The 18,807-nt window shown below is 49.6% G+C and carries 14 protein-coding genes; 10 read left to right on the top strand and 4 right to left on the bottom strand.

Annotated elements, in window-relative coordinates; genetic code table 11:
* The first annotated feature begins 14 nt into the window (after positions 1-14).
* The 9 genes from CYPRO_RS00980 (at position 15) to CYPRO_RS00940 (ending at position 11,682) form a co-directional block, all read left to right on the top strand.
* Positions 15-1,184, top strand: a complete 1,170-nt coding sequence (locus CYPRO_RS00980; RefSeq protein ID WP_114982726.1) for a threonine synthase — start codon at positions 15-17, stop codon at positions 1,182-1,184.
* Positions 1,185-1,345: 161 nt separating this feature from the next.
* Complete coding sequence (locus CYPRO_RS00975; RefSeq protein WP_114982725.1) at positions 1,346-2,527, top strand: class I SAM-dependent methyltransferase; 1,182 nt, start codon at positions 1,346-1,348, stop codon at positions 2,525-2,527.
* Between the two features lie 126 nt (positions 2,528-2,653).
* Complete coding sequence (locus tag CYPRO_RS00970) at positions 2,654-4,543, top strand: PAS domain-containing sensor histidine kinase (RefSeq protein WP_114982724.1); 1,890 nt, start codon at positions 2,654-2,656, stop codon at positions 4,541-4,543.
* A 68-nt stretch (positions 4,544-4,611) separates the two neighbouring features.
* A complete protein-coding gene (gene nei / locus CYPRO_RS00965) occupies positions 4,612-5,433 on the top strand; it encodes an endonuclease VIII (RefSeq protein WP_114982723.1) in 822 nt (273 codons plus the stop codon).
* A 179-nt stretch (positions 5,434-5,612) separates the two neighbouring features.
* Positions 5,613-7,016: an alanine/glycine:cation symporter family protein gene (locus CYPRO_RS00960; RefSeq protein ID WP_114982722.1), complete on the top strand. Its 1,404-nt coding sequence runs from the start codon at positions 5,613-5,615 to the stop codon at positions 7,014-7,016.
* A 59-nt stretch (positions 7,017-7,075) separates the two neighbouring features.
* Complete coding sequence (locus CYPRO_RS00955; protein ID WP_114982721.1) at positions 7,076-7,546, top strand: DoxX family protein; 471 nt, start codon at positions 7,076-7,078, stop codon at positions 7,544-7,546.
* Between the two features lie 30 nt (positions 7,547-7,576).
* Positions 7,577-8,866 carry an APC family permease gene (locus tag CYPRO_RS00950; RefSeq protein WP_114982720.1) on the top strand — a complete coding sequence of 430 codons (1,290 nt, stop codon included), beginning with the start codon at positions 7,577-7,579 and terminating at the stop codon, positions 8,864-8,866.
* A 233-nt stretch (positions 8,867-9,099) separates the two neighbouring features.
* Positions 9,100-9,969: a hypothetical protein gene (locus CYPRO_RS00945; RefSeq protein WP_114982719.1), complete on the top strand. Its 870-nt coding sequence runs from the start codon at positions 9,100-9,102 to the stop codon at positions 9,967-9,969.
* A gap of 144 nt (positions 9,970-10,113) precedes the next feature.
* Positions 10,114-11,682 (top strand): hypothetical protein, encoded by a 1,569-nt coding sequence (locus CYPRO_RS00940; protein ID WP_114982718.1) that lies wholly within the window; start codon positions 10,114-10,116, stop codon positions 11,680-11,682.
* A gap of 92 nt (positions 11,683-11,774) precedes the next feature.
* On the opposite strand, the gene CYPRO_RS00935 is transcribed toward CYPRO_RS00940, so the two are convergent.
* The 4 genes from CYPRO_RS00935 to hutI all read right to left on the bottom strand — a co-directional run bounded on the left by CYPRO_RS00935 (position 11,775) and on the right by hutI (position 17,080).
* Positions 11,775-12,719: a helix-turn-helix transcriptional regulator gene (locus CYPRO_RS00935; protein WP_114982717.1), complete on the bottom strand. Its 945-nt coding sequence runs from the start codon at positions 12,717-12,719 to the stop codon at positions 11,775-11,777.
* 84 nt (positions 12,720-12,803) lie between these two features.
* Entirely contained in the window at positions 12,804-13,466 is a 663-nt protein-coding gene (gene rsmG / locus CYPRO_RS00930; protein ID WP_164682426.1) for a 16S rRNA (guanine(527)-N(7))-methyltransferase RsmG, read from the bottom strand.
* 100 nt (positions 13,467-13,566) lie between these two features.
* On the bottom strand, positions 13,567-15,453 hold the full coding sequence (mnmG, locus tag CYPRO_RS00925) for a tRNA uridine-5-carboxymethylaminomethyl(34) synthesis enzyme MnmG (RefSeq protein ID WP_114982715.1): 1,887 nt from the start codon (positions 15,451-15,453) through the stop codon (positions 13,567-13,569).
* 400 nt (positions 15,454-15,853) lie between these two features.
* Positions 15,854-17,080 carry an imidazolonepropionase gene (gene hutI, locus CYPRO_RS00920; RefSeq protein ID WP_114982714.1) on the bottom strand — a complete coding sequence of 409 codons (1,227 nt, stop codon included), beginning with the start codon at positions 17,078-17,080 and terminating at the stop codon, positions 15,854-15,856.
* Between the two features lie 308 nt (positions 17,081-17,388).
* Between hutI and CYPRO_RS00915 the strand changes: the two genes are divergently transcribed.
* Positions 17,389-18,627 carry an ATP-binding protein gene (locus CYPRO_RS00915; protein ID WP_114982713.1) on the top strand — a complete coding sequence of 413 codons (1,239 nt, stop codon included), beginning with the start codon at positions 17,389-17,391 and terminating at the stop codon, positions 18,625-18,627.
* The last annotated feature ends 180 nt before the right edge of the window (positions 18,628-18,807 follow it).

Raw genomic sequence — 18,807 nt, 5'->3', positions numbered from 1 at the left:
TATTAAATAAGCACATGTATCTCACCCATCTTGAATGCTCCAAAACAGGCGAAACCTTCTCATCCGAAGCGGTACAAAACCTGAGTCCCGCCGGCGCACCGCTGCTTGCGCGCTATGATATTGAAAAGGCGAGACAGACGCTCAGGCCGGAGAATCTGCCCGGGCGCCGCACCGATATGTGGCGCTACCACGAAATGATGCCCCAAAAAGACCTAAGTAAGCTAATTACTTTTGGCGAAGGCGGCACGCCCCTGCGACACGCTGTCCGTTTTGAGAAAAGCTTTGGTACACCGCAGGTATTTATCAAAGATGAAGGCGTGAATCCGACCGGCTCCTTCAAAGCGCGGGGACTCGCAGCCGCCGTAAATGCCGCGCTTGAGCGGGGTGTGAATGCCTTTGCCATCCCCACTGCCGGAAATGCGGGCGGCGCGCTTGCCGCATACTGTGCACTTGCCAGCGTTTCGGCCCACATCTACATGCCAAGAGATACCCCCTTTGCCTTCCGGCAGGAATGTGAATCAGCGGGCGCCGAGGTTGTGCTTGTTGACGGACTCATCAGCGACTGCGGAAAAATCGTGGGCTCGCTCAAAGCCGAAAAAGGCTGGTTTGATGTCTCAACCCTAAAAGAACCGTACCGCCTCGAAGGCAAAAAAACGATGGGATACGAGCTTTTTGAGCAGTTTGGCGGAAGCCTGCCGGATGTGATTTTATATCCTACCGGTGGCGGAACAGGTCTGATAGGGATGTGGAAGGCCTTCGACGAACTGGAGCAGCTGGGATGGATCGGTGCAGAGCGGCCGCGGATGATTTCGGTTCAGGCAGCCGGCTGTGCGCCGGTTGTGCGGGCCTGGGAAGAAGGTACAACCCATGCCGAATACTGGGAAGGAGCACATACCTGCGCTTCCGGACTCCGGGTGCCTGCCGCTGTAGGTGATTTCCTGATGCTGCGCGCCATCCGAGAAAGCAAAGGCGCCGCTATTGCGATTTCCGATGAAGCCATGATGCACTACAGCAACGAAATGGCGCGGCTCACCGGCATCTTTCCTGCTCCGGAAGGCGGCGCCGTTTTTGCCGCGATGATGGAACTGATTCAACAAGGCAACATCGGAAAAGACGAGCGCATTGTGCTCTTTAACACCGGAAACGGCTACAAATACCTCGAAGCCTATCAGCTAAACCGATGAGTAAAGAAAGGCATATCTATATGAGGTGTGATAAAAAATATAGAAGGATTTGTGCAAACAACGAGTCTGTATATCTCAACCCTTTACGAATAAAAATTCGGTTTGCAGATACAGTAATGGTAACTTACTAAATTATTAGAATATCATGGTTAAAACTGAATATGGCTGTCTATCAAAACGAGGGAAAGTCCTGGCACTTTAAGCGCTATCCTGAAACTACCAACCGATCACTCCGGAGCTGGAGCGCTGCCGATGAGCTGTTAATGAGTCATTTTGAGGCGCTTCGTCAGCAACCCGACTTTTCTCCCGCTGATTTCGGACTCGTTCTGTACCACGACCGCTTCGGATTTTTGAGCACGGTCCTCCATAGCTGGAAACCCCTGTGCGTTGTCAATTACAGCAGTCAGGATAAAGCCATGCGCCAAAACCTGACGCAGAACAATCTTCCCCTTGAAGACAGCCGCTGGATCAATCCGCTTCAGGTTTCGGATGAAGCCTCAGTCCCTGCCCTGGCACTGATGAAGGTTCCCAAATCTTTGGAGCTGTTCGAGCTTTACCTGCGCCATGCATGGCTGCTATCGAAAGGAAATCCGGATTTTCAGGTTTTTGCAGGCTTCATGACACGGCACTTTACGCCGCAAATGCTCAAAATCAGCGCCCGGTATTTTGAACATGCCGAGCAAAGCCTTGCTGTAAAGAAAGCGAGAGTTCTGAAACTAAAGGGTCCAAAGCCTGCTGAACCTGAGCTGTCTGAAGACGCCGGGATGGAAGCCCTCCTTAAAGAAATCAGCTGGAAGCTACCCGCACATCTTGTTCAGGACAAAGAATCCATCCCCCTAAAACAATATTACGGCGTTTTTTCGGCGGATGCTGTTGATGAAGCCACCGCTTTACTGATTGCTCACCTTGAACTGAAAGAAAGCGACCGAACCATACTTGATCTTGCGTGTGGCAATGGCGTGATCGCCAAAGCCGTCACCCTGCTTCCTTCCGCTGACCGGGAAGTGCATGCGCTCGATGACGATTTCCTCGCCTGCGCATCTGCACGGCTGAACCTCGGTGAAGCCGCCATGGTACATCACTATGACGGTCTCGATATGTTCCCGTCTGATTTTTTTGATGTGATACTTACCAATCCCCCTGCACACCTGGAACACGAGAACAACATTGAAGTCAGTCTGAGCCTGTTTAAGCAGGCGTCAAAAAAACTGAAATCCGGCGGTTCGCTCTGGGTAGTAGCGGGGACGCATCTGAATTATAGCACACATTTGCAGCAGTGGTTTAGCTGCGAAGTGAAAGCGCAAACCGGCGGTTTTGAGCTTTTGGTTTGCACTAAAAAATAAATTTAATCGGCAGTATATTGTTTTCTGTCAGTCCGGCAGATGCGCAGATCTTGGGTGATTTACCTATACATAAAAGACTTTATTACACCATTGAACGCACATACGGCTTATGCACTATAATTCACTATGAATAAACAAGCTGAAGCGTTTTTCTTTGACGCACTAAAAAAAGATCCGAAACTTTTTGATTTCACATTAGACTTTGGCGTCGGAGGAGTAGTTTTTTTTAACAGCCTCCAGGATGAAATGTGTTTTGTCTCCCCGAGGGCTGCAGCGCTGGATGAGACTACGGCAGGCAGCTTAACAGATGCGCTACAAAAACTGCGTCTGGATTATCTGAAGGCTGGTACTCAGGATATTCCCGTATCGGAAAAACTGGTTTTGGGGCACAAAACCGGTCTTCTGATGGAGTGCTTTGTACATGTGATGGTAAGAAAAAATCCCGATTCCGGGGATCTCTCATTTATTGCTGGTATTGCAGAATCAGAAAAAAACAGCATCAAAAGGCGAAGGTCTTATAAGCAGGCTTTTGCTGAAAATGAAAAGTTCAAACGGTCGATGGTAGAAGCACTGCCTGACCTTGTAATTCATTGTGATTATAATGGTACTTATATCGACATTGTCAACTACTCAGAAGATAAAAAGCTTTTGTATGACAAGTCCGATATGCTGGGAAAGCGGGTATCAGAAGTTCTGGCAAATAGCACGGGCGTCAAGATTGAAGAGGCTATTCGTAAAGCTGTAGATGAAGGGAAGCTGCAGTTGATTAAGTACAACCTGCAGATTAAAGGTCAGCTGCAGTATTTCGAGGCGCGAATTGCACCCTACATGCACAAAGAAGTAATTGCACTCGTGCGAAATATTACAGATGAATTCGAAGCACTGCAAAAACTCACACGAACCAAAGAAGCACTGCAGCAAACCAACGAAATAGCCCTTGTAGGTTTCTTTGAGCATGATTTTCTGGAAAACAGGACCTATTGGTCAAAAACGTTCAAAACTATTATTGAGGAAACAGATGAGACTGAACCTGATTTCCGGCTCACACTTGAGCGGCTCAGTTCTCCGGAAAAAACAGGCGGGCTGAAGGAAATTTTTGACAGCATAAAAAATGAAAAGAAAAATAGTCTGGGACGTGAAATTGAAATCCTGACTCCGACCGGAAAGAAGAAATGGCTTAACTGCAAAGTCATGGCTGAATACCATAAGGTGCAGTGTGTCCGGATTTTTGGTACGGTTCAGGATATTACGGTGAGGAAGAAAGCTGAACTTGAGCAGCAGCAACTCATTAGCATCACCAAGCGACAAAACGAGCAGCTCAAAAACTTTTCAGGCATTGTAAGCCACAACCTGCGCTCGCATGCATCAAACCTGAAAGGCTTACTTGATATGATGGCTGAAGAAAATCCTTCTTTAGCCCAAAATGAGATGTTTAGCTACCTGGCGGAAGTATCCGAAAACCTGACGGAGACCATCTCCAACCTTGAGGATATTGCGAAAATAACCCTCGAGAATAACAATCAGCTTCACAGGCTTAGTCTGGGTGTTGTTGTAGCCAAAACGGTTAGTCAGGTCAGGGTACTTGCTGAGCAAGCCGGGGTCGAAATCATCAATCTTATACCGCTTAGTGTGCATGTAAACGGTATTCCGGCTTATTTGGATAGCATTGTGCTCAATTTCCTAACCAATGCGATCAAATACAGATCTGAAGAAAGGGCTTCTTATGTGAAACTGTTCTCCGCTGTTAAAGGACCCTATACGGTACTTTATATTGAGGACAACGGTCTCGGAATCAACCTGAAAAGACACGGTGATAATCTGTTCAAACTCTATAAAACCTTTCACAGGAACAAGGATTCAAAGGGGATAGGTCTCTTTATTACCCGAAATCAAATTGAGAGCATGGGCGGACATATAGAGGTCAGAAGTGAGCCGGGTTCGGGGACAACTTTTTCCGTCTTTTTCCCGAAGGTGCATGCTGCCAATACTACGGCAGGTACCGTTAACCGGGAATGAAGTGTTAGGGAGACCCGGTTTGGAGGGCATACTTAATTACGTCAATCCAAGCCTGCCGAAATAAAACTATGCCCGAGGGACCCGAAATTCATCTTGAAGCCCAAAAAATCCGGAAAGTACTGGCGGGTAAATCCTGCACCTACAGCTGGTTTTTCCATGAGCACCTGAAGCCTTTTGAGCGCGAGCTGAGCGAAAAGAAAATCCTCGACGTACAGGCCTACGGTAAAGGACTCGTAATATCTTTTGATGGAGACACTCACATTTACAGCCATAATCAGCTGTACGGGCGCTGGTACATCGCAAAGGCAGGGGAGTACCCGAATATCAGCCGGAGTCTGCGGCTTGAAATTCAGACTGCTCATCATACTGCTCTTCTCTACAGTGCCAGCGAAATTGATGTGATGGATGGTGAATCCATCAAAACACACCCCTACCTGAGCGCCATCGGGCCGGATGTGCTGCGGTGTTCCATCGATGATGTGATTGCACAGTGTCAGCATACTTCCTTCCGAAACCGCGCTTTTTCCGGGCTGTTGCTTGATCAGCATTTTCTTGCGGGTGTCGGCAACTATCTCCGGTCGGAAATTTTGTTCTGCAGCGGCATTCATCCCTCTGAAAAACCATCTCAGCTCAGCTCAGTGCGCCTCCAAAAGTTTGCTGAAACGGCGCTTCTGATCAGTCATCGGGCATTTGAAACCAAAGGAATTACGCTGGATGAAGTCCGTGTAGCGCAGGCCAAAGCTGCCGGTACTAAACGCAGGGGCTACCGGCATTTCGTTTTTGCAAGAGAGGGCGAACCCTGCTATCATTGCGGCAATGAAATCCTCAAAACAGCCATGAACAGCCGCAGGATTTACCTCTGTGAAAACTGTCAGGAAAGTCCGAAATAGTCAGGGTCTCCGAAAAGCTGATTAACAAAGTTGGAAAGATTTTTAAAGAAGCTCAGTTAAAGGTACTTCTGTTTAATTTAGGTGTTCTGTTTCGTTTTTAAGCTCAATATGGTATCATCGGATTCATTAATGAGGACTTGATCCCTTTTCTGCTCACTACTGCTACCTAAATCAATTTTATGTTCGAACGTTTTGAGGAACTGACCGGCACCATTGCGAATCTCGCATGGGGTCCGCCGCTCGTTGCCCTGCTTGTGGGCGGAGGTATTTTCTTTGTCATCATGTCGCGCTTCAAACCCTACCTGTACTTTGGTCATGCGGTTGGGGTGCTGACCGGCAAGTACGACGACCCTAAGGCGGAGGGGGATATCAATCATTTTCAGGCGCTGAGCGCGGCCCTTGCGGCGACTGTCGGGATGGGCAACATAGGGGGCGTTGCCGTGGCCATCACCATGGGCGGCCCGGGTGCCATTTTCTGGATGTGGGTGAGCGCGGTGGTCGGCATGGCGACCAAGTTCTTCACCTGTACGCTTTCCATCATGTACCGCGGGCGTGACAGTGAAGGCAAGCTTCAGGGCGGTCCGATGTATGTTATTCGCGAAGGCCTTGGTAAGAAATGGATGCCCCTGGCGTACTTCTTTAGTTTTTGCGGGCTGCTCGGCTGTCTGCCGATGTTTCAGGCCAATCAGCTCACGCAAATTATCCGCGACAGCGTACTCGTGCCGATGGCCGTGGTGAGTCCCGAGGCGCATTTTACCTCGGATTTAATTACCGGTCTCATCCTGATGGGTATAGTGGCTTTGGTGATTTTTGGCGGCATCAAGCGCATTGGTACGGTCGCGGCTACGCTCGTGCCGTTCATGGTTGTGCTGTACGTGATTGGCGTGGTGTATATCCTCATCATCAATATTGAGGTCGTTCCTTACTATCTCGGCCTGATTGTGAGCGATGCGTTTCGGGGGGAGTATGTCAACTCGGAATCGCTCCTGGGCGGCGCAGTCGGCGCGGTGATCATCATCGGGGTACGCCGCGCTGCTTTTTCGAATGAGGCCGGGATTGGAACCGAATCCATGGCGCATGGTGCGGCCAAAACCAACGAGCCTGTACGCGAAGGTCTTGTTGCCATGCTCGAGCCCGCCATTGATACACTGCTTGTCTGTACCATGACGGCCCTCGCTATTCTCGTAACCGGCGTATGGCTCAATACCGATACGGATGGCGTAACGCTCACGGCTATGGCCTTTTCGGTTGGATTGCCTACAATTGGCGTTCCTATTCTCATTGTATGCGTTTCCATTTTTGCACTGACTACGATGTTCACCTATTCCTATTACGGCTCCAAATGTCTGGGTTTTCTGGCCGGTGCTGACAAGAAACCATATTTCAATTATTTCTATGCCTTAAGTATTGTGGTAGGTTCGGTGCTTTCTATAGGGGCGGTGATTAATATTCTGGACAGCGCTTTTGCGATGATGGCCATCCCTACCATGCTTTCGACCATTCTGCTCGCACCTAAGGTTGTAGCGGCTGCCAAAGACTATTTCGCCCGGTATGACCGCGGTGATTTCAGCAATGAAGACTAATGCTACGCTAAGCTGCAATGGGTAATATTAATTTCACATCGAATCCGTACCCTTGGGCTATGGAACTTCTGAAAACCGATACCGACAAGGCAACCATACTTATCCGGCTGGTTGTCGGGATTGTTTTTGTGAGCGAAGGGCTCCAAAAGTTTATCTGGGCTGAACTCCGGGGCGCGGGTCGTTTTGAACGTATTGGCATCCCGTTTCCGGAATTTAACGGCTACTTTGTGGGCGGCATGGAGGTGCTGTGTGGCCTGCTGATTCTGGCCGGATTTATGACCCGCTATGCCGCAGTTCCGCTCATCATTATCATGCTGACCGCTTTGTTTACCACCAAGCTGCCCATTTTGCTGGGTACCGGATTCTGGGGTTTCAGCCTGCGCGAGCTGGAACACTACGGACTTTTGAGCGCGTTACATGAGTCCCGCAACGACCTCGCCATGCTTGCGGGCAGCATCTTTTTATTCATCAAGGGAGGCGGGTACTGGTCGGTTGATCTTCGCCGGTTCGGTACTTATCAATCAGGTTAAACTGTACCTGCCTAACATCAATTTGTCTTTATGTCTGAACTAAGCAGATCCGTCAGGACGCCGGGCGCCGTGCTGATGGGCCTTGGTTCCATTGTCGGAACCGGCCTTTTTGTGAGTATCGCCCTCGGGGCACAGATTGCCGGCAATGCGGTGGTCATTGCCATTTTTATTGCGGCGATTGTTGCGGCACTTAACGGACTCAGCAGCGCGCAGCTTGCGGCAGCCTACCCGGTGAGCGGTGGCACTTACGAGTACGCCAATCGCGTGCTGGGTTCCCGTTTTGGGTTTACGGCAGGATGGATGTTTCTCACAGCCAAATCGGCATCTGCGGCAACGGCGGCCCTGGGCAGCGCGGGCTATCTGCTCTATACTTTTGGGATTGATGCGGGTCCGGTACTCTTTGTGGGGCTATCACTCGGAATCTTGCTGCTGCTCACGGCACTGGTTTCAGGGGGCATCAGCCGAAGCAATACAGCCAATAAAATGATCGTAGGCTTCACCCTTTTCGGACTCGCTGTTCTGGTCGTAGCCGGCTTTTTTGTGAACGGTCTCCCAACAGAGCCGATATCTGCTGCTTTTGAAGGCTTAGAGATAGATTCCCTCTTATTCGCCTCCGCGCTCATGTTCGTGGCCTACACCGGCTACGGACGCATCGCAACCCTGGGCGAGGAAGTAGCCGAACCCCGAAAAACCATCCCAAAGGCGATTGTCACTGCCATGATCGTGATTGTGCTGCTGTACGGGATTGTGACCCTGACCGCGCTTCAAGCGCTCGGTGCTGAGGCCTTCGGGCAGACTCTCGATGGAGAAGCCGCCCCACTGATGGTCGTAGCACAGCTCCTCGAACTGCCTCTGATTGGCCTCATCGTTTCCCTTGCTGCAGTGACCGCTATGGCAGGCGTGCTGCTCAATCTGGTTTTGGGGCTTTCCCGGGTAATGCTCAGCATGGCAAGAAGGGGAGACCTGCCGCAGAAAGTAGCTGAAATCAACCCCGTCTCGAAAAGTCCGGTCATGGCCGTATGGCTGACCGGCATCATCATCACCCTGCTTGTGCTGAGCGGCGACATCCGCTTTACCTGGTCGTTCAGCGCTTTCACAGTGCTTATTTATTACAGCATCACCAACCTGAGCGCCTTTCTGCTCCCCGCTGAACGTCGGCTTTATCCCCGCATCATACCGGTATTAGGGTTTACAGGATGTCTGGGTCTTGCTTTTTGGATTCAGCCCGAAATCATTCTCTTAGGTATTGTTTTTATTGCCCTTGGGCTTGTATGGCACGAGGTTGTTCTGCGGACGGGTAACAGGAGAGTAATAGGCTAAGTAATTCAGCGCCAGTGTTTTGCTACTAACTGCATGAATATGCGGTTTTTGCCACTTTATTAAATAAAGCACGGCATTTTGATTTGTTTTTAGTAGTTTGAAGTGCCTATTAATCTTAAACAACTAAAAAACAAACATATATGGCACGAGAACTTCGACTGGCAATGGCAATGGGAGGGGGCGTTTCCCTTGGTACCTTCAGCGGCGGCGCGCTAACATAGACTATTAAGTTGTTGTTTGTTAATAACTTAATTAACAAGAAACAAAAGAACCAGCACTATTACAATCGCATCATAATAGATGCCTTCAGCGGTGCAAGCGCGGGGGCGTTGGCGCTTACGGTGATGCTAAAGGCTTTTACAGCGCCTGATGAAACTGTTTTCGATGAATATTCTTCACCGCATAAACAACTTTGGAATAGTCTTCATACTGAATTTGGTGCAAATCTGAGTAAGCTGCTGGAAGAAGCAAACGAGCAGGAAAAAATGCAGTTGTTGCTGATTCAGTACGCACAGCATCTTCAGGAGCAGGCATGGGTTAAAACAGTTAATCTGGAGCGCCTGCTTAGAAGAGACAAGCTTCCGTTTGATATTGCGCGCATGGAGCATGATCCTTCAATTCTTTACCTGAAGACTTATGAAGACATCGCAGCACGTTTCCTTTCACCCGGAGAAGAAGGATACACTGGAACCTTAAATCCTTCGGGTTTCCTTGTTGAGAGTGATACGTTTGCTTGCTCTCTTTCCCGGCTCAATCCTGTTGTGGCTGATGGCCGGAAACAGTATCAGCTACGCCTGGAGGATAAAGCCAACATTGCTCTTAACGATGCGCTGCGATCCTTCATCCATCGTGATATGCGCGTTTTCGATATTCATTTTAACGCTTTAAATGAGGATGAGCTCCAACGTTTACCTAAACGCTGGTACAGACTTCACACGGGAGAAGCTGATACTCAAAGCGAAAAACATATTCTCGAAAACATCAGTCACAAAAGCAGTTGGCAAACCATTTCAGCAACAGCGATTGCCTGCGGCTGTTTTCCCGTTGCATTTAGGCCCGTTTTATTGGAACGACATCGTTGTGAATTTGGTGAGAATCTTTGACCGGAACAGATTGATAGCCTTCCTGAAAACATAAACAAGGTCGGTAGCTATGCTAAAGATCGCTACCCTTTCACATATATAGACGGAGGTGTATTCAATAATGAGCCTTTGCGGGAAGCATTCAGGTTAGCCTACTATCAGGATATGCGGAAAACGCAAGTCGAATATGATCGGCGCGTGTTATTTGTAGATCCGAGCGTGAGCGATGATGTTATTCCGCTCGGCTTGAGTATGTATAGTCGTTTTGGTTCAAACAAGAAACAAAATGCTTTTCGAAAAAAAGGAAGTGTATTAGGTTTGAAAGATACCGCACTTGCAATTGGTTTGGCGATCAAGAATCAGGCACGGCTTAATGAAGCGGATAAAGTTTTTGCAAAATGGGATGAATTCAAATTAAGGAAGGCTTACAGAGATGATTTTGTGAAGATGCCCTTAGGTAACGTCGCCGATAAATCAGAGCTAAGACTGCTTGCAAAAGAGTGTTCAAAGCAATTAGAGATAAAGCGGCTTTCGGATAAACTTGCATCAGTTCAGACAAATCTTGAGTATGAGATCAAACGGATTATTTTTGAGACAAAGCCCAAATTCGATGAGCTCGCTAACCAGACAAATCAATTTTTGAGGTGGTTGGATGATGGCTCAGACTGGTTGTTTTCAGATGATGACGGCATTGCTGCAAAATGGTACAAGCTGCTGATGCTTTCGCGCCTTGATATTATGATGGATATGGAAGGGGTAGATAACCGAGCAAAGCTTATAAGCATAAGTCCCCATAAAGTTGAACTATCAGACAGTGAACCCGGGTATACTATCGAACCTTTAAACCTGAAGGGATCACCGCTATTTGCCTTTGCCGGATTTGTCAGTGAATATGCCCGAAGTGCAGATTTTGCAAGTGGTAAATGGGCTTCCTTCCACTTTCTCTATTTTGACGCAAATTTCAACAAATCTCATCCGGTATTTGAAGGTCAGAAAGAATTACCCGTTCGGAAAGTTGATTTCACTAAGGACATTCAGCGCTCGGCAAGACAGCTTTCACTACGGCTCGATGAAATGGTTCGTCAGGGGAGTATAGATTTGCGGTTTTGGAGCGGAAACAACAAAATTCGTTTTTTTAGCCGCTTTATACCATGGCTGTTTTCAAGGTTTCTGAATGAGCAAAAGCTTGCAGATATCCTCAAAGAAAATATATATCCATCCAAGCAGTTTGATTTGTCGCTCCTCATCACCGGAAATAGCAGTTCGTTTTCAATTATTGCGGCTAACAACAAATGGAAGGATTATTTGCCAAATTTCGGGTTAGATTCTGAACTTAGCAGTGATATTCAAAAGCGTTTGAGCGCAGGAAGACGTCATATAAGCATAGTATCCGAAAATCACTGGCCCTTTAATGAAAACAAAGAAGCCGACCAACGCCAATGTATTGCCATTGATGTGAAAGCAGTTTCGAATAATTCCGATGCACTTGTATGGGAAAGTCGTTATGTCAGCCATGGATACATCTTGCTAAGACAGCATAATGGACGCTTGTTTCTGATTAAGCTTCCTGAGGATTCTATCCTGCAAAAGGGATCCACGATTTACGGCAACGTGCTCACCCTTGAACTCAGCGCCATTGAAACTATAGGGCAGTATTCGGTGATTGGAGATTCGTCATGGTCGTCTGACCGGCATCTTTATCCATCGGACGACAAGCGTGTTTTCGATTTCTGATTCAACTGAAACCACCATTTCACCAAATAGAAAAAGGGGATGTTCCACGTGAAACATCCCCTTTTTCTTTTTGAAAAGCTCTGTTTTACGCCTCAGATACCGCGGAGCATTTCCTGAATGAGAAGTATTCGCTTTTCGATAAGTGTTTTCGGCTTGATGACTTTTACTTCATTGTGAAAGGTGAAAAGCCATTTGTTGATGTAATCGAGATTATCAAACCGGAATCGGAAAACGAGTCCTTCAGCTGTCTCTTCTTCAGATTCTATTTGTGCCGGAACCGATCCCCGGAAACGTCCGGCCTCCTCTGCGCTCACACGGATCACAACTTCTGTTGCAGCTTCCTCTTTAACCCGAAACAAAAGTGATTTCACGCCGGGTATGTTGTTGCCGCTAAACTTTGTTGCCGTCATCTCAACTTTCTTCATGCGGTCAAGCCGGAAACTGCGGATGTCTTTGCGGTTCACATCATACCCGATGAGGGTCCAGTGATCAGTGTAATAGACGAGCAAATAGGGCCGGACGCTTCGTTTTTCAGCAGCGCCGTCTTTCAGGGACGCGTAGGTGAAGCTGACCTCGAAGTACTGTGAAATACTGTTTGCGAGCGTGAACCAGTCGCCGCCTTTTCGCTTTTCTGCGGCGTACATTTTGTAGGGGTCAACAATAGTTTTCCTGCCCAGGTCAGCCATTAGGTTCTTGAGTTCTTCGGTCGGCAGTACGCTGTCGATTTTAGTTTGAACCGCCCTGGAATCTTTGACAAGGGTTTCATCAACCTGTGAGTCAACAAAAGACAGACCAATCTGAATGATGGCGAGCTCTTTAGGCGAGAACATGATAGGGGGGATGGAGTAGCCCTTCATCATATTATATCCCGCGTCCTTTTCATAGGTAACAGGCAAATTGATCTCAGAGAAAGAAGCAAGATCTCTGAAAATCGTGCGGCGGCTCACGCCAAAATGTTCCGCCATGTCATCAACGGTCCATTTTCTGTTACTCTGAAGCAAAAGAAGCAAGTTGAGTCGTCTTTCTGTTGAGTTCATTGGTTCCCTGATTGAATTTAATCTTTGTGCGGCCTCATTGTAAGATACTCAAATAAAATGGGCTCGCAGATGCAAGACGGTAGCTTAGCTGTTCTCCGTCTCGTTGAGCTGCTGAAGAATCAGGACCCGTTTCCCGTCATAAAAAGGATCCGTCAGATAATCGTCTATTTTGAATTCGAGCACCTTCAGAGGGAGATTTACTTCCTTTAGTTCCTCCTTGTAGTCCTCGCCCTTTAGGAAATAGCCTTTGGCCGCAGGATACTTTTCGCTCAGACCTGCATACTCGCTGAGCTTAATGGCGTGTTTGCTTGTCCAGCCAAAACTTTCATGTTTCACGTGAAACATAGCGGCTTCTGTGTGATGTGCCGTTGCGTTTTTCAGGTCCAGCTGACCAATCATGTCGTTCATCGCTGCGCACTTGCGGGCGGTGCGGTCGAGCAGCTCAAACTTTTTCTCCGGAAAGCAAATCGCGAGCGGGATACCCGGGAGTCCGCCGCCGCTGCCGATATCCACGAATGCTTTTTCACGGGCGAAGCTGCCGACTACACCTAAAAACAAGCTGTGTACGATGTGCTTCTCCACCGCTTTCATGTCGGAGTTGCGGCTGAGCAGGTTCACTTTTTCATTCCACCACAGCAATTGTTCGGCATATTGACTGAGCAGCGGCTCGTTGGCTTCAATCAGATTGTTGACCGATTCGAGCATTTCGTCTGAGAAAAATTTGGGTACTATTTTGTGAGGCATCATGGAGAAAAGGGTTTGGACAGTCAGGTCATCATCCGTCATAAAATAAAAAAAGCGCCGAAACAGACGTGCTGCTCCGGCGCTTAAAGGTAGGCAATTTCGGTCAATTTTTGAGATAGACCATGAGTACCGCGAGGTCACTTGCCGACACGCCGCTGATGCGTCCGGCCTGACCTATGGTTTCCGGTTTCACCTTCATCAGCTTCAGGCGGCCTTCCGTGGAGAGGCTGTGAATCCCGTCATAGTTGATTTTTTCAGGGATGCGCATGTTCTCCTTCCGGCTCATTTCATCCGCCATTTCGTACTCTTTTTGGATGTACCCGGCATACTTGAACTGTATTTCGCACTGTTCAAGTTCGGTTTTGGATGTTGTGATAGCCTCAGCTTTAGCTTTGAGTTCGGCGTCAACCTCCAGCATTTGCGCAAGGCTCAGCTCCGGACGTGTTACGAGGTTCGGGAACTTGATCGTCTGACGCAGCGGCGTTGTGCCGAGGGATTCGAGCAGGCTGTTGTAAACCTCGGGCCGCACACTGTGATCGGTGAACATCTTCATCAGATGATCGATGTCTTCGCGGCGCTTCGTGTAGCGCTCGTACCGCTCGGGGGTAGCAAGACCGATTTCATGACCGATTTGGGTGAGGCGAAGGTCAGCATTGTCCTGACGCAGCAGGATGCGGTGTTCCGCCCGGGAAGTGAACATGCGGTAAGGCTCTTCGGTGCCTTTGTTCACGAGGTCGTCGATCAGTACGCCGATGTAGGCCTGCGAACGGGAGAGCACAAGCTCATCCTCGCCCCGGACTTTGCGCGCGGCATTGATGCCCGCCATGAGTCCCTGACAGGCCGCCTCTTCGTACCCGGTTGTGCCGTTGATTTGCCCGGCAAAGAAGAGGTTGGCAACAAGCTTGGTTTCCATGTTGCGGTGAATCTGATGCGGCGGGAAGTAATCGTACTCGATCGCATAGCCCGGACGAATCATCATCACATCCTCAAAACCAGCGATGGTGCGCAGGGCATTGTACTGCACATCCTCCGGAAGGCTCGTCGAGAAGCCGTTGAGGTACATCTCGTAGGTGTTCCAGCCTTCCGGCTCAAGAAAGAGCTGATGGCGGTCCCGGTCGGCAAAGCGGTTGATTTTATCTTCGATGCTCGGGCAGTAGCGGGGACCCGTTGACTGAATCGCGCCGTTGAACATCGGGCTGCGGTCAAAGCCCCCGCGCAGGACCTCGTGTACCTCCGGACTCGTGTAGCCGATCCAGCAGCTGAGTTGTTCCTCGATCGAAGGCAGCTTGTCCGTCATAAAGGAAAAAGGGGAGGGGTCCTCATCACCATACTGAATTTCGAGCTTGTCGTAATTCACGGTGCGGCCGTCAAGCCGGGGAGGGGTTCCGGTTTTGAGCCGCCCGGATTCAAAGCCCTGTGCTTCGAGGCACTCAGTGATACCTTTGGATGCGCGCTCGCCTGAGCGTCCGCCGCCGTAGTTTTTTTCGCCAATATGGATGAGTCCGTTCAGAAACGTGCCGCTCGTAACAATGACGGCATCCGCGTAGATTTCCTGTCCGGTTTGGGTTACAACCCCGTAGGCTTCCTTCTTTTCGTTGATCAGGATGTGCACTACATTGTCCTGACGGAAGAAGAGCGTGGGAATAGCTTCGAGCTGTTCGCGGATTTTTTGGGCGTACAGCATGCGGTCGCTTTGCGCACGGGGCGACCACATCGCAGGGCCTTTGCTCCGGTTAAGCATGCGGAACTGCACCCCGGTTTGATCGCTAACGATGCCAGAGATACCGCCGAGGGCATCGATTTCACGGACAAGCTGACCTTTAGCAACACCGCCCATCGCGGGGTTACAGGACATCTGACCAATAGCGTTCAGGTTCATGCTGATCATCAGGGTACGCATGCCCATCCGTGCAGCAGCAGCTGCCGCTTCGCTCCCGGCATGCCCCCCGCCGATAACAATTACATTATACCTGGAAAATAGTGATGACATAGTCGGATTTAGCAGACTGAAAAGGTGATTTTTTTCTTAGCCTCTTAAGATAACAACAATTTATGAGAGCTGCTTAAAAGGCTATTTTGGGTCGTATAATGTGATCTGATGAGATGAAAGTTCCGGTGATTACCTGCCTCGTCGTTCGCTCCGGTTACGCAGCCTGATCTCTCACAATGGCTTCGATACGGGCCCACCAAATGAATAGCGTTCGGAATGACTTAAACTGGCTCGGACTTTTTCACCCAACACCAAGAAGCAAGGGGCATGCCGTAGGTTTGGGATATATCGGGTTGGCAAAACAGCCAGTGATGCGCACGGAATTCTCCCCAAAAAAAATAGAAATGTTCTAATGAACCAGTTTTAATTCGCTTATAGTAAATGTAAATAGATACTTACGCTAAATGCTTTGGCCGTAAATCTGAATACCGTCTTTCCAGGAAGCCGTGCAGGCATTGGGACGCAGGTGATAGAGCCAGTGATTAACAGACGGCGCATCAATTAGGGCGAAGTCGGCGCGTTTGCCGGGTTCGAGGCTGCCGATGTCGTCCTGCATGCGCAGGGCTTTGGCAGCGTAGAAGGTAGCGCCTTTGAGGACTTCGGCCGGACTCATGTGCTGAAGGGTGCAGGCCATCGTCATGGCTGCGGGCAGGTGAAAGCTTGGCGCCGAGCCCGGATTGAAATCCGTGGAGACGGCTACCGAAACCCCGGCTTCGATCAGTTTGCGGGCAGGAATGGCCGGCTGCCGGAGGTAAAAGCTCGCGAGCGGCAGGCTTACGGCAACAACATCCGCATTTTTCATGGCCTGAATGCCGGCCTCGGAAATGTACTCGAGGTGATCGGCGGAAACGGCCCCGAGCTGCGCGGCAAGCTCTGCACCTCCGCCGGGACTGAGCTGATCGGCGTGCAGTTTCAGCATGAATCCGTAGTCGATGGCATTGGCGAGGATGGTGTAGGCCTCGTCTATAGTGAAGGCGGTTTCCTCAATGAAAATATCGCAGAAGCGCGCAAGCTGCGCGTCGGCGATGAGCGGCAGCATTTCTTCCACCAAAAAAGCGACATAGGCCTCGCGGCGGCCGGCGTATTCAGGGGGCACCATGTGTGCGCCCAGAAAGGTCGAAACAATATCAAGCGGCTGCATGCGGTCGAGTTCGCGGTACACCTGCAGCACCTTGAGCTCGTCGTCGCGGTTTAGTCCGTAGCCGCTTTTGCACTCCACGGTCGTGATGCCGAGGGCTTTCATTTCCTGTAAATGCCCGAGGCACTTGTTGAGGAGCTCTTCCGGACTCGCTTCTCTTGTAGCCCGCACGCTGCTCAGGATGCCGCCTCCGCTTTTCGCGATTTCGAGGTAGGGTCGCCCGAGCGAGCGCAGCTCAAACTCATCGGCCCGCCAGCCGCCGAAGGCGAGATGTGTGTGACACTCAACAAGACCCGGAATCACCATTTTCCCCCCGGCGTCGAGCGACTCCAGCTTGTGATACGGCTCCGGCAGGTTGGCCTCAGGACCGGTCCAAAGGATTTTATCCCGCTCCCACACCAGCGCGGCGTACTTCACAGGGTGAATATCGGCCTGACCGCCTTCAGCGGCGCAGGTGTAGAGTATTCCGATGTTTTTCAGGACGGGCATGGTTTTTCTTGGTGTGGTGAAATCAGGTTTTGAGCTGCTTTTTGGGAAGTCGAATCGTTTTATACATCAAGCCAAAATAACAAATCGGGGAGGTAAGGCAAGGTAACGAAAGGGGTGTAGCAGAAACTCCTTCAATTCAGCTAAATTGGAGGAGTTGAACTCCTCTAATTTAGCCGAATTAGAGGAATTGCCTCATTTAAAGGGAGCAGAAGTGTGCAGAATTAAACGCTGATAATAAATCCCCCCAACAAATCTTATATTAGTAATATAAACTATCTTATATTAGTAATACAAACTTAACTCCCGTCATGGTTTTAAAGCAGGTTCTCGCACAGGTATTGGATGATCAGCAAAGCATGCCGCTCAGGCGGTATGAGGATGCCATGCCGCGAAGTTTTTCGTCTGAATTCAAACCTGCGCTCTCACATATTGAAGTCGTTTCAGGGGTTCGAAGATGCGGAAAAAGTACTTTAATGGGGATGATCCGAAAGGCGCATTATCCCGATTCCATTTACATCAATTTTGAAGACTCCCGTCTGTTTGATTTTGAAGCAGGCGATTTTCAAAAGCTGGATGAAATCGTACCGAAACAGACCCAAACATGGTTTTTTGACGAAATCCAGAACATCACCGGATGGGAGCTGTTTGTGCGCCAACTCCACGACCGGGGCTGTAAAATTTTCATCACAGGATCCAATGCTTCCCTGCTGAGTACAGAGCTGGGAACCCGTCTGACCGGCAGGTATATCCGGCATGACCTCTATCCCTTTAGCTACAGCGAGTTTATCTCATTTGCTGGCCTAAACCCTTCAGCAGACAGTTTCGATGCGTATCTCGAAACAGGCGGTTTCCCGGAGTTTATCACTCAAAAAGATCCTGCCGTGCTCCAGAATTTGTTCAAGGATATTTTGCTGCGCGACATCGCGATTCGGCATGGTATCCGGAACACGCAGGTACTCATGGAAATGGCGCTGTTTCTGATCACCAACACGGGTAAAGAAACAACCTACAACAGCCTGAAAAAACAGTTTGGGATGGGCGCAGCAAATACAGCTTCTGATTACTTGCACAGGATGGAAGAATCCTGGCTGTTTTCCCAGCTGCAGCGCTTCAGTTGGTCTGCGAAAACCCGTACAGCAAATCCACGGAAGATTTATGCCATTGATACCGGTCTTATCCGCGCTAACTCGTTGAGCTTCAGCGCTGACCGCGCACGAAGGCTTGAAAATGCCGTTTATTTGCACCTGCGACGAGCGGCTGGGGCCGGACCAACTCAAATTTACTACTTCCGTGAGAAGCAGGAATGCGACTTTGTGGTATTCGAAAAAGGAAGCTGCACCTCAGTCATTCAGGCTTGCGAAGAACTAACGCCCGACAACCTGAAGCGGGAAACCGGCGGCCTCATCGAAGCCCTGAACTACTTTGGGCTGCAGGAAGGCCTCATCATCACCCGCAATCAGGCCGATACCCTGAGCACCGAGGGCAAAACCATCCGGCTGATTCCCGCTTACCGGTTGATGCATGACACCTCGCCGGATCAGGGATAAAAGGCCAAATATCCATCGAATCAGCCGGAATCCGACCGCTTCGGCAGTTTAGCATCTGTTTGTTTTTTGGGTGAAACCCCGTGCGCATCACTGGCAGTTGTACCAATCCGAAAGCTCCCAAACCTACGCAGTGCTCCTTGCTTTTGGGGTTACGGGGTTGTCAAAGATGCCGTCAATCCA

This window comes from Cyclonatronum proteinivorum (assembly GCF_003353065.1).
Lineage (GTDB): Bacteria > Bacteroidota > Rhodothermia > Balneolales > Cyclonatronaceae > Cyclonatronum > Cyclonatronum proteinivorum.
The sequence above is the reverse complement of the archived record's forward strand: the minus strand, read 5'-3'. Positions and strand labels throughout refer to the sequence as shown.